The 11310-nt window shown below is 58.6% G+C and carries 11 protein-coding genes; 7 read left to right on the top strand and 4 right to left on the bottom strand.

Features of this window, described 5'->3' with window-relative positions:
- Positions 1-282 precede the first annotated feature (282 nt).
- The 4 genes from purE (at position 283) to AC1DSG_RS09805 (ending at position 2846) form a co-directional block, all read left to right on the top strand.
- Positions 283-774 carry a 5-(carboxyamino)imidazole ribonucleotide mutase gene (gene purE, locus AC1DSG_RS09820; protein ID WP_008030713.1) on the top strand — a complete coding sequence of 164 codons (492 nt, stop codon included), beginning with the start codon at positions 283-285 and terminating at the stop codon, positions 772-774.
- An 11-nt stretch (positions 775-785) separates the two neighbouring features.
- On the top strand, positions 786-1868 hold the full coding sequence (locus AC1DSG_RS09815) for a 5-(carboxyamino)imidazole ribonucleotide synthase (RefSeq protein ID WP_477790707.1): 1083 nt from the start codon (positions 786-788) through the stop codon (positions 1866-1868).
- 107 nt (positions 1869-1975) lie between these two features.
- Positions 1976-2221: a GlsB/YeaQ/YmgE family stress response membrane protein gene (locus AC1DSG_RS09810; RefSeq protein WP_008030708.1), complete on the top strand. Its 246-nt coding sequence runs from the start codon at positions 1976-1978 to the stop codon at positions 2219-2221.
- An 88-nt stretch (positions 2222-2309) separates the two neighbouring features.
- Complete coding sequence (locus tag AC1DSG_RS09805; protein ID WP_477790706.1) at positions 2310-2846, top strand: DUF3299 domain-containing protein; 537 nt, start codon at positions 2310-2312, stop codon at positions 2844-2846.
- Positions 2847-2998: 152 nt separating this feature from the next.
- On the opposite strand, the gene AC1DSG_RS09800 is transcribed toward AC1DSG_RS09805, so the two are convergent.
- Both AC1DSG_RS09800 and AC1DSG_RS09795 read right to left on the bottom strand, forming a co-directional pair.
- Positions 2999-3898: a D-hexose-6-phosphate mutarotase gene (locus AC1DSG_RS09800; RefSeq protein WP_477790705.1), complete on the bottom strand. Its 900-nt coding sequence runs from the start codon at positions 3896-3898 to the stop codon at positions 2999-3001.
- 57 nt (positions 3899-3955) lie between these two features.
- Complete coding sequence (locus AC1DSG_RS09795) at positions 3956-4360, bottom strand: acyl-CoA thioesterase (RefSeq protein ID WP_007942704.1); 405 nt, start codon at positions 4358-4360, stop codon at positions 3956-3958.
- A gap of 363 nt (positions 4361-4723) precedes the next feature.
- On the opposite strand from AC1DSG_RS09795, the gene AC1DSG_RS09790 reads away from it, so the two are divergent.
- Positions 4724-6022, top strand: a complete 1299-nt coding sequence (locus AC1DSG_RS09790) for an MFS transporter (RefSeq protein WP_477790704.1) — start codon at positions 4724-4726, stop codon at positions 6020-6022.
- 9 nt (positions 6023-6031) lie between these two features.
- On the opposite strand, the gene AC1DSG_RS09785 is transcribed toward AC1DSG_RS09790, so the two are convergent.
- Together AC1DSG_RS09785 and AC1DSG_RS09780 are read right to left on the bottom strand one after the other, a co-directional pair.
- A complete protein-coding gene (locus tag AC1DSG_RS09785) occupies positions 6032-6544 on the bottom strand; it encodes a PIN domain-containing protein (protein WP_477790703.1) in 513 nt (170 codons plus the stop codon).
- Complete coding sequence (locus AC1DSG_RS09780) at positions 6541-7599, bottom strand: helix-turn-helix domain-containing protein (RefSeq protein ID WP_477790702.1); 1059 nt, start codon at positions 7597-7599, stop codon at positions 6541-6543. The genes AC1DSG_RS09785 and AC1DSG_RS09780 overlap by 4 nt, the downstream gene beginning before the upstream one ends.
- Before the next feature lie 188 nt (positions 7600-7787).
- Between AC1DSG_RS09780 and AC1DSG_RS09775 the strand changes: the two genes are divergently transcribed.
- On the top strand, positions 7788-8789 hold the full coding sequence (locus tag AC1DSG_RS09775; RefSeq protein ID WP_477790701.1) for a phosphate ABC transporter substrate-binding protein PstS: 1002 nt from the start codon (positions 7788-7790) through the stop codon (positions 8787-8789).
- A gap of 230 nt (positions 8790-9019) precedes the next feature.
- Positions 9020-11302: an ABC transporter permease subunit gene (locus AC1DSG_RS09770; RefSeq protein ID WP_477790700.1), complete on the top strand. Its 2283-nt coding sequence runs from the start codon at positions 9020-9022 to the stop codon at positions 11300-11302.
- Positions 11303-11310 lie beyond the last annotated feature (8 nt).

Raw genomic sequence — 11310 nt, 5'->3', positions numbered from 1 at the left:
AACATTCACCATCAATAGTGACTGTCTGGACGCCATCGCGAGCAGGCTCGCTCCCACACGGGATTTGTGGTGTATTTGGCTGACTCGCAAGTCAATAAAACCGGGACTTTGCGCCGTATGACAGATGGTCGAAACGGGGGCTGTTTATCTGTGTCATTACGGTATACTGCGCGGCCTTCGGCCGGTTCGCCCGGCCATAATTCGTACAATCAAGCCACGCATCCTGCGTGGCTTGTTGTTTTTTGACGCGCCTGCGGGCGCCCAGAGAGAAGAGGCACGACGATGAGTGCACTGGTTGGCGTGATCATGGGCTCCAAGTCCGATTGGTCCACCCTTAGCCACACCGCCGATATGCTGGAAAAGCTCGGCATCCCTTACGAGGTGAAAGTGGTCTCTGCCCACCGCACCCCGGACCTGCTGTTCCAGTATGCCGAAGAGGCTGAGGCCCGAGGCATCGAGGTGATTATCGCCGGTGCCGGTGGCGCGGCCCACTTGCCTGGCATGTGTGCGGCCAAGACACACCTGCCGGTGCTGGGCGTGCCGGTGCAGTCGGCGATGCTCTCCGGCGTGGATTCGCTGCTGTCCATCGTGCAGATGCCAGCGGGTATCCCGGTTGCAACTCTGGCCATCGGCAAGGCTGGCGCGATCAACGCCGCGCTGCTGTCGGCGAGCATCCTGGGCGCCAAGCACCCGCAGTTCCACGAAGTGCTGAAAACCTTCCGTGCTGAGCAGACAGACAGCGTGCTGGACAATCCAGACCCACGCATCGCCTGAGGTTGTTGACGATGAAGATCGGTGTAATCGGTGGCGGCCAGTTGGGTCGCATGTTGGCGCTGGCGGGCACCCCGCTGGGTATGAGTTTCGCTTTCCTGGACCCCGCGCCGGATGCTTGCGCAGCCGCGTTGGGCGAACACCTGCGAGCCGATTACGGCGATCAGGACCACCTGCGTCAACTGGCCGATGAAGTCGATCTGGTGACCTTCGAGTTCGAAAGCGTCCCGGCAGAAACCGTGGCGTTTCTGTCGCAATTCGTCCCGGTCTATCCGAGCGCCGAAGCCCTGCGCATCGCTCGTGATCGCTGGTTCGAGAAGAGCATGTTCAAGGACCTGGGGATTCCGACCCCGGCGTTCGCCGACATTCAGTCGCAAGCCGATCTGGACGCCGCGGTCGCCTCCATCGGTCTGCCGGCCGTGCTGAAAACCCGCACCCTGGGTTACGACGGCAAGGGCCAGAAAGTCCTGCGCAAACCTGAAGACGTGGTCGGCACTTTCGCCGAATTGGGCAGCGTTGCCTGCCTGCTGGAAGGCTTCGTGCCATTCACCGGTGAGGTGTCGTTGATCGCCGTGCGCGCTCGCGATGGTGAAACGAAGTTCTACCCGCTGGTTCACAACACCCACGACAGCGGCATCCTCAAACTGTCCGTGGCCAGCACCGATCACCCGCTGCAAGCCTTGGCTGAAGACTATTCCAGCCGCGTGCTCAAGCAACTGAATTATGTCGGCGTCATGGCGTTCGAATTCTTTGAAGTCGACGGTGGCCTCAAGGCCAACGAAATCGCCCCGCGCGTACACAACTCCGGGCACTGGACCACCGAAGGTGCCGAGTGCAGCCAGTTCGAAAACCACCTGCGGGCCGTTGCCGGTTTGCCATTGGGTTCGACGGCCAAGGTCGGCGAAAGCGCGATGCTCAACTTCATCGGCGTTGTCCCGCCGGTTGAGAAGGTGATCGCGATTGCCGATTGCCATGTGCACCACTACGGCAAGGCGTTCAAGGCCGGTCGCAAGGTCGGTCACGCCAACCTGCGCTGCGCCGACAAGGCCACGCTGGAGCAGCAGATCCTCAAGGTCGAAKCGCTCATCGCCGAATAGTTTCATGTGGCAGCGGCGGAACCATTCAGGTGCCGCCGTTCTCTGATGGCAGGATGCGCAAGTCTGACTAGGCTTTGAGCATTGCCATTCAATCAGAGGGAAATGCCATGGGAATTATCGGAACCATCTTTATCGGCTTGATTGTCGGCTTGCTGGCTCGGTTCCTGAAACCGGGCGATGACAGCATGGGCTGGATCATGACCATCCTGCTCGGTATCGGCGGTTCGCTGGCGGCCACTTACGGCGGCCAGGCTCTGGGCATCTACCAGGCTGGCCAAGGCGCAGGCTTCATCGGTGCGCTGGTAGGCGCCGTAGTGTTGCTGGTGATCTACGGCCTGATCAAAAAGAACTGATCCAAAGCGACAAAGCCCCCTCTGCGCCGCACGCAGGGAGGGCTAGAATGCTCGGCGACTTATCGCCCTTCCTTTACCGAGCACCTCAATGCGCCGTCTTTTGTTGACTCTCCTTTTCCTGGGCAGTGGTTTGGCCCACGCCGGCGAACTGCCGGAAACCGACTGGCTCGAACTGATGCCCAAGTCGGACCAGAAAGCCCTCGAAGCCATGCCCGAAATCGACCACAACACGCCCGAAAGCGATGGCACGTTTACCGCCAAGGGTGGCATGAAGCAGAGCAAGGGTTTGCCGGCGGTGATGTACTCGACCAAAACCGTGCCGTCGATGAACGACAAGAACATCCGCATCGGTGGTTATCCGGTTCCGCTGGAGTCCGACGCCAAGGGCCGCAGCACGCTGTTCTTCCTCGTGCCTTATCCGGGCGCCTGCATCCACGTGCCGCCACCGCCACCGAATCAGTTGGTGCTGGTGCGCTATCCGAAAGGGTTGAAGCTGGATGATATCTACACGCCGCTGTGGGTGACCGGCACGCTGAAGATTGAGACGGTCAACAATGACCTGGCCGATGCGGCGTATGCGCTGGATGCCGCGAAAGTGCGGGTAGTAGAAGAGTCAGATCTGTAACGCGTCAGTAAGCCTGACAAATATCAAAATGTGGGAGCGACGGTGCGACGATTCGACCTGCTCGCGATGCGGCCCTAACATTCAACATCTATGTTGACTGTTACACCGCCATCGCGAGCAGGCTCGCTCCCACAGGTGTTTTGGGGTGTTGCTCAGAGAGGTTTACTGGCGATGCTGACGCCGAGGGTATGACTGGCACCCGGCGCCAATGTCACCACATCACCCATCACGTTCGCCGTCTCGATGCACAGCATCCGCTGCCAGCCATCGTCAGCCATGTCGCTGAACGCCGCCGCACGCTCGATCCACGGGTTCCAGATCACCGCCGTGCGCGAGCCAATGCTGGTCAGTTCGATGCGTCGCTCCCACGCCGGGTCGACAATGCTCAGCGTCGCCGGCGTATTGAGGTAGATGCGATCGGTCTCGCCGGTAAACTGCAGATCACCGGTCTGAGTGACGGTTTTCCAGTCATCCAGCGTCTCGATGTAGCTCAAGCCATCCAGCCCTTCAACGTGCACATTGCGCACATCGCTGACTGCGAAATAGCTGTGCAGCGCCTGACTGAGGGTGACGGTGTCAGTGCCCTGGTTATGGCTGGTCAGGCTGATATGCAGTTGCTCATCCAGACGAATGCTCAGCTTCAAATCCACCTGATGCGGCCAGCCCGGAAAACCACCTACGGGGTAGGGCAGGACAAATTCCACCTTCAGGCTTTCGCCCTCGGCTTCGATGCCGCCCAATTCCCAATCCATGGCCCGGACAAAACCGTGTGCGCTTGGCGCCTCGTTGCTGACACGCATCGCCTGAACGCTCTGCGGATTGCGTGCCAGGTTGCCGAACCACGGCCAGCACACCGGCACGCCCGCCCGGATGCTCTTGCCGGCCTTGAACACCGCCTCATCGTTGAGCCAGATCAGCGGCGGTTGGGCGGCCAATTGATAACTGAGGATGTGCGCGCCTTGCTGGGCGACCAGCAATTCGGCCTGACCGTGGCGGATGCGCCAGCAGTTCAGTTCATCCAGTTTCACGGCTTCAACGTTGGGCGTGTTCATGGGACAACTCTCGATCGGGAACAATGACTGCAATGGACCGCAAAACCGCCGCAGCGTTTAGCGCGCGCGTGGCGGAACCGAACGAGTGCGGCCGCTGCCGTCGATGGCAACGAACACAAACACGGCTTCAGTCACTTTGCGCCACTCGCTGGACAGCGGATCGTCGCTCCAGACCTCAACCATCATCTTGATCGAGCTGCGGCCGATTTCCAGCGCCTGGGTATAAAAGGAGAGCTGTGCGCCCACCGCCACTGGAACCAGGAACGCCATACGGTCGATCGCAACGGTGGCAACGCGCCCGCCAGCGACTTTGCTGGCCATGGCGGTGCCGGCCAAATCCATCTGCGCCACCAGCCAGCCGCCGAAAATATCGCCAAAGCCGTTGGTTTCGCGCGGGAGCGCGGTGATTTGCAGGGCCAGGTCGCCTTGCGGGATTGGATCTTCTTGTTCGAGCTCTATCATGCCGGGGGTGCCTCTGACCCGTGACTCTTCATTGGTACTTCAGGTGAATAGCCGCTTTCAAGAAAAACGATTCAGCCCGAACATACTACGTTCGTCACGTTTCTCGTAAGGCGCCTAAAGGGAAACTCTGCGAAATCGACTGGTAGAGCCAGCAGCGTCTTCGCACAGCAATCCTTTCAAACTGTTGCAAGATCGCCAGTATATCGGTCGGTAGACTCCGAGACGACCGTCCGGTTCTCATTTTGACCGTCAAAAACGCACCTCTATGTGCTTTTTCGAACAATTTGCTATCGTGCCGGACCTGCCCAAGCCTCCGCCAGCGTTGTTGGGGTTGCAGATCCGACTATAAGAGAAGCCCTTGCCATGACCACAGCGCCTTCGAGCATCGCGCAGCCGAACCAGCCCGCACGTCCCTTGACCCGCAGCGATTACAAGACTTTATCGCTGTCTGCCTTGGGCGGTGCGCTGGAGTTCTACGACTTCATCATCTTTGTGTTCTTTGCCACGGTGGTGGGCAAACTGTTCTTTCCAGCGGATATGCCCGAGTGGCTGCGCCTCATGCAGACCTTCGGCATTTTCGCCGCCGGCTACCTGGCGCGGCCGTTGGGCGGCATTGTCATGGCGCACTTCGGTGACCTGTTGGGGCGCAAGAAGATGTTCACCCTGAGCATTTTCATGATGGCGGTACCCACCTTGATCATGGGTTTACTGCCTACTTACGCCCAGATCGGCATGTGGGCACCGATTCTGTTGCTGCTGATGCGGGTGATTCAGGGCGCGGCGATTGGCGGTGAAGTGCCGGGTGCGTGGGTCTTCGTATCCGAACACGTTCCGCAACGGTATATCGGCTACGCCTGCGGCACCCTGACCAGTGGCTTGACAGCAGGCATTCTGCTGGGCTCCTTAGTGGCCACGGCGATCAACAGCATTTATACCCCGGTGGAAGTGTCCGATTACGCCTGGCGGATCCCGTTCCTGCTGGGCGGCGTGTTCGGCCTGTTCTCGGTCTACCTGCGCCGCTGGCTGCACGAAACCCCGGTGTTCGCCGAACTGCAACTGCGCAAAGCCCTGGCCGAAGAAGTACCGCTGCGCGCTGTACTGCGTGACCATCGCGGCGCGATCCTGATTTCCATGCTGCTGACCTGGCTGCTGTCCGCCGGCATCATCGTGGTCATCCTGATGACCCCGACCGTGTTGCAGACTGTGTACCACTTCGCGCCGACCACGGCGTTGCAGGCCAATAGCGTGGCGATTGTGTTCCTGAGCCTTGGGTGCGTAGCGTCCGGCGCGTTGGCTGACCGTTTTGGTGCGGGTCGAGTGTTTGTGTTTGGCAGTGCCGCGTTGCTGCTGAGTTCCTGGACCTTTTATCACAGCCTGTTCAATCACCCGGACTGGCTGTTTCCGATGTATGCCTTGACCGGTTTACTGGTGGGCACTATCGGCGCGGTGCCGTATGTCATGGTCAAAGCCTTCCCGGCAGTGGTGCGCTTTAGCGGGCTGTCGTTCTCCTACAACCTGGCCTATGCGATTTTCGGTGGCTTGACGCCGATGGTGGTGACGCTGCTGCTGAAGGAGAGCCCGATGGGGCCTGCCTATTATGTGGCGATTATTTGCGGGGTCGGGATTTTGGTGGGTGGGTATCTTTGGAAGAAGGGGCGCTAACTGTTTCTATCAAGGCTTTCGCCAGCGCGAAAGCCTTGCCTCACACTCGCCTGACGGTAATCGTGCTCCGCGCAGGAGCATGTCCTCTAAAGCATCCGCAGCCTGCTGCAATCCAACAACCTGATGGTCAACCATCAGGTCCAGCAGCCATAGTGCGCCGTGTACCTGTAGCCCATCCTTGTGTACCTGTAGCCCATCCTTGTGTGCCTGCCGTCTGAGTTTGCCGTCCCCCGTTAATAACGGTCGGCCTGTTTGTTGAGCAATTAGATAGCACGAAACGTCTGCCAGAGAGCTGTTGTTATGTGCGACTTTGAGACTGAACAGCCGTGCCACTTCCGGACCTTCGAATGACTCGACAATTAACCCGTGGGCAAGCAATTCGCCATGCGGGAAATCTTCGAGTTCGTGCAGTACGAAATCTGTGCAGCAAAGAGTGAAAGGCAGTCTGAACATCTGTTCCAGCAGTCCGGCATTCCTGAAATCGATCCAGATATTCGTATCGCTGATGTAGATCAGACTCATGCACTCTCCAGTGAGCCCAGGAAATTGGGATCTAAAGCGCTCACAGGTTTGCGTAGAAGTTCAGCTGCACGGGATTTGGTGATCAATCCTTCAGCCAATCCCCAAAACACCAACGACTCAAAACGTTGTGGCGGTTTGCACGGCATGGGCTCGGGCTCGGCCTTGCGCCAGCCATTGGAGCTGAATTGTATGGTGAGGGATTTGTAACCGCCGTCGCTGAGAAGATTTAAATCCTTTAGGCGCCGCAGTGCTGCGTGCATCGAAATTCCGTATTGGCGCTTGGCGATGAGCAGTTCCCGTGGGTGGACCCTGGAGCGAGGGTGATTGCCAAAGTCACTGGTGACACCTTTGGCGGGATAGAGGAAAGCCCCCGCAAAACGATGGCAGCAGTTTTCCTTTTCTCTTTCGGGCATCTCTTCGGGTAACTGCATGACCCAATGACCCAGTTCATGGGCAGCGGTGAACCGTATGCGTTCGCCTGGGCGCGCCGAGTTCAGTGCGATCAAGACATGACGACCGTCACCAGTAGCGGCGCAGGCCCCATCAAAGTCATCTGGACCCATGAGCATCGCTACCTTGATGCTGTGCTCTTCCAGTTGCTCGGTAAGGTTGGAGATGGGATCACTGCCGATCTTCCACAATTCACGCAGTTGCTCGGCCGCACGTTCAGCTTCCTCTATAGAGGAAACCGGTAGCATTTGCGCTGGGGTGGCCGGAGTCTGGATGTCCGCCGGGTCGAAGCAATCCTCCAGGGCGATGTAACGCTCGAGGTGCTCGCGAATCTGTTCTTCGACTTGAATCTGGCGGTATTTCGGCATTTTCGCCAGTTTGCGAAACTCTAAAGGTGCAAGCGCCACAGCCTCCGCCCGGAAAAAGTACTCAGGACTGACCTCCAATACTTTTGCCATTTGTAACAGGCGTGCGGAATTGGGAGTGCTTGCCCCTTTCTCGTATTTGCTGAGGCCTTGCTTGGTGATATCGCCAAGTTTGAGCGCTAAAGCCTCTAGAGACATGCCCCGCAGTAGGCGAGCGCGGCGGATTCGGTCGTTAATCATGGGTTCCTCTCGTGGTTGACAAGGCTATCTTCTGGTTAAGATTTGTCAACCTGCGCTGCGAGGCTGAATGTATCCGGCACTCGACTACTGGCCTTTCATCCAATTGTCATATTTCAGCCATAGAGTGTTCACACGGCCTGCTGATACTTGGCCCCGACTTAACACACCCTATCTGCTAGGAGTAAGGCATGAAACTGAAGCGTTTGATGGCGGCAATGACTTTTGTCGCTGCTGGCGTTGCGACTGCCAACGCGTTCGCCGCTGTTGACCCTGCTATCCCGAGCTACACCAAGACCACTGGTGTGTCGGGCAACCTGTCCAGCGTCGGCTCCGATACCCTGGCCAACCTCATGACCCTCTGGGCTGAGAACTACAAAAAAGAATACCCGAACGTAAACATCCAGATTCAGGCCGCTGGCTCCGCCACTGCGCCACCTGCGCTGACTGAAGGCACCTCTAACCTGGGCCCGATGAGCCGCAAGATGAAGGACACCGAACTGGCTGCCTTCGAGCAGAAGTACGGCTACAAGCCAACCGCTATCCCGGTTGCCGTGGACGCCCTGGCGGTGTTCGTACACAAAGACAACCCGATCCAGCACCTGACCATGGAACAAGTCGACGCGATCTTCTCGTCCACTCGTCTGTGCGGCGCTAAAACCGACGTCAAAACCTGGGGTGACCTGGGTGTGACCGGCGACCTGGCCAACAAGCCAGTGCAACTGTTCGGTCGTAATTCGGTATCCGGCACCTACGGCTACTTCAAGGAAGAAGCCCTGTGCAAAGGCGACTACAAGCCAAACGTCAACGAACAACCTGGTTCGGCTTCGGTCGTGCAGTCGATCAGCTCCTCGCTGAACGGCATCGGTTACTCGGGCATCGGCTACAAAACCGCTAGCGTGAAGACGGTGGCCCTGGCCAAGAAAGGCAGCAGTGACTTCATCGAAGACACCGAAGAAAACGCACTGAACGGCAAATACCCGCTGTCGCGTTTCCTCTACGTTTACGTCAACAAAGCGCCGAACAAGCCTCTGGCCCCGCTGGAAGCCGAGTTCGTGAAACTGATCCTGTCCAAACAGGGCCAGGAAGTTGTGGTGAAAGACGGTTACATCCCACTGCCGGCCAAAGTTGCTGCCAAAGCACTGGCTGACCTGGGTCTGCAGGAAGGCGGCCCTGAAGTCGCAAAAAAGTAAAACCCTGAGTCCGGGGTAAACCCGGACTCTGTAGCAGCTGTCGAGTGAAACGAGGCTGCGATCTTTTGATCTGGCCTCTAACCGCAAGATCAAAAGATCGCAGCCTCGGTTCCCTCGACAGCTSCTACAACCCCAAAATTTCCGGTCTGCTGCCAGTCCCCGCTGGCGGCGGATTTGTTGCGTCACTGCATTGTCATCTTTCTGTCATACAGGATCGCTAGGGTGTGCGCATGAATGATCTGGCCAATTCCACCATGACTAAGAATCCCCCCAAGCGAATTGATTTCAATACGCCTGAGCTGCAACGCAAGCGCCGCATTCGCGCGCTCAAAGATCGCCTGACTCGCTGGTACGTCCTCGTGGGCGGCCTCGCCGTTCTCGGCGCGATCACGTTGATCTTCTTCTTCCTGGGCTATGTCGTCGCGCCCCTGTTCCAGGGCGCCGACCTGACCGCCAAAGACGCCATCACGCCTGCCTGGATGCAAGACGCCGGCAAGCCGTTATTGATCTCCCTCGAAGAACAGAACCAGGTCGCCATGCGGGTTTCCGACAAGGGCCAGGCGCTGTTCTTTGATATCGACAGTGGCGCTGAACTCAAGCGCGTCGACCTGCCTGTTCCGGCCGGCACTCATGTGACCTCCATCGGCGAAGACCAACCGGGCCATCCATTGGTCGCGGTGGGGCTGTCCAATGGACAGGCCCTGGTGTTCCGTCACACCTATAAAGTCACCTACCCGGACGGCAAGAAAACCATCTCGCCGGCTATCGAATACCCGTATGGCGAAACCCCGATCGTGCTGAACGAGGCGGGCGGTGCGCTGGAGCATGTCAGCCTCAACGCCAACGATTCGACACTGATGCTGGTTGGCGCCACGGGGGCGCAACTCAATGTTTTGTCGCTGACCAGCGAAGAAAACATGATGACTGGCGAAGTTACCAACGAGCAGAAGCGTATAGACCTGCCGCAGATGACCGAGCCGGTGAAGAACATCTTCGTTGACCCGCGTCAGCAGTGGCTCTACGTGATTAACGGTCGTGCCCAGGCCGATGTGTTCAGCCTGCGAGACAAGAGCCTCAATGGTCGCTACAAACTGCTCGAAAACGGCGATGCCGAGATCAYTGCCAGCACCCAGTTGGTGGGCGGTATCTCGCTGATCCTCGGCGACTCCAAAGGTGGTCTGGCCCAGTGGTTCATGGCGCGCGACCCCGATGGCGAGCAGCGGCTGAAGCAGATTCGTACCTTCCAGATGGGCACCACGCCGATTATTGAAATCAGCGCTGAAGAGCGTCGCAAAGGCTTCGTCGCCCTCGACGCGGCCGGCATGCTCGGCGTGTTCCACAGTACCGCTCACCGCACCTTGCTGGTGGATCAGGTTGTCGAAGGCCAGGGCATTTTCGGCATGTCGCCACGGGCCAACCGCATCATCGTCGAAGCGGGCGGCAAGCTTCAGCCGCTGCTGCTGGACAACCCGCACCCGGAAGTGTCGTGGAGCGCGTTGTGGAGCAAGGTCTGGTACGAGAACTACGACGAACCTAAATACGTCTGGCAATCGACCGCCGCCAACACTGACTTCGAACCGAAGATGAGCTTGTCCCCGCTGACCTTCGGTACCTTGAAGGCCGCGTTCTACGCCATGCTGTTGGCTGCGCCGCTTGCCGTCGCTGCGGCGATCTACACCGCGTACTTTATGGCCCCGAGCTTGCGCCGCAAAGTGAAGCCGGTGATCGAGCTGATGGAAGCGATGCCGACGGTGATCCTCGGCTTCTTCGCCGGCCTGTTCCTTGCGCCGTATGTGGAAGGGCATTTGCCAGGCATCTTCAGTCTGCTGATGCTCCTGCCGATCGGCATTCTGGTGGCCGGCTTCGTTTTCAGTCGCCTGCCAGAGTCGATCCGTCTGAAAGTGCCGGACGGCTGGGAAAGCGCGATCCTGATCCCCGTGATTCTGTTCGTAGGCTGGCTGTCGCTGTACATGAGCCCGTACATGGAAACCTGGTTCTTCGGCGGCGACATGCGCATGTGGATCTCCCACGACCTGGGCATCACCTACGACCAGCGCAACGCACTGGTGGTTGGCTTGGCCATGGGCTTCGCGGTTATCCCGAACATCTACTCCATCGCCGAAGACGCCGTGTTCAGCGTGCCTCGCGGTTTGACCCTCGGTTCCCTGGCCCTTGGTGCCACGCCGTGGCAGACCATGACGCGGGTGGTGATCCTCACCGCCAGCCCGGGCATTTTCTCGGCGCTGATGATCGGCATGGGCCGTGCGGTCGGTGAAACCATGATCGTGTTGATGGCCACCGGTAACACCCCGGTCATGGAAATGAACCTGTTCGAGGGCCTGCGCACATTGGCTGCCAACGTCGCGGTGGAAATGCCCGAGTCGGAAGTCGGCGGCAGCCACTACCGCGTGCTGTTCCTCTCGGCGCTGGTGCTGCTGTTGTTCACCTTCGTCATGAACACCCTCGCAGAACTGATTCGTCAGCGTCTGCGCAAGAAATACTCGTCGCTTTAAGAAAGGTA

It is taken from the genome of Pseudomonas sp. P5_A12 (assembly GCF_056400685.1).
Note: the sequence above shows the minus strand (reverse complement) of the source record. Positions and strands in the feature narration are given on the sequence as shown.